This is a genomic window from Streptomyces sp. AC627_RSS907, from assembly GCF_019049165.1.
Map to the genome: position 1 here is coordinate 1 of NZ_JAGMUE010000844.1, position 685 is coordinate 685.

The 685-nt window shown below is 78.2% G+C and carries 1 protein-coding gene; it reads left to right on the top strand.

The window, feature by feature from the left end; all coding sequences use genetic code 11:
- On the top strand, positions 1 to 685 hold a 685-nt coding region (locus KUM32_RS38970), incomplete at both ends, for a CDP-alcohol phosphatidyltransferase family protein (protein ID WP_254406730.1).

Consider the following 685-nt stretch of genomic DNA (forward strand, 5'->3'; position numbering starts at 1 on the left):
GCACTCGTGCGCGCCGCGCACGCCCGCGCCATACCCACGCGCACCGCGCCGACCGACGCGCCCCCCGCGCGGCACCCCGCCGACGCCACCCCGGCCCAGGCCGACGGCTCCGCCGCGAGCGGCCCCGACGCGGCGACCGCGGCCAACCTGCCCGACCTCATCGCCGCCGACCTGGCCGCGGCCGACGTGCCCGTGCACCGGCCCGAGCTCGGCGTCCTGGTCGCCGCCGTGCCCGCCGACGAGACGGCGCGCACCCGCGCCAGGGCGGCCGTCGCCGCCGTCGACGACGAGAAGGTGCGGCTGCGCGGCGCGGTCAAGGCCCGCGACGGCTTCGTCACCACCTTCCTCGTCAGCCCCTACTCGCGCTACATCGCCCGCTGGTGCGCCCGCCGCGGCCTGACGCCGAACCAGGTCACCACCGCGTCGCTGCTCACCGCGCTCGTCGCCGCCGGTTGCGCCGCCACCGGCACCCGGCCCGGCTTCGTCGCCGCGGGCGTGCTGCTGATCGCCTCCTTCGTCCTGGACTGCACCGACGGCCAGCTCGCCCGCTACTCGCTCCAGTACTCCACGCTCGGCGCGTGGCTGGACGCCACCTTCGACCGGGCCAAGGAGTACGCGTACTACGCCGGCCTGGCCATCGGCGCCGCGCGCGGCGGCGGCAGCGACGACGTGTGGACGCTGGCGC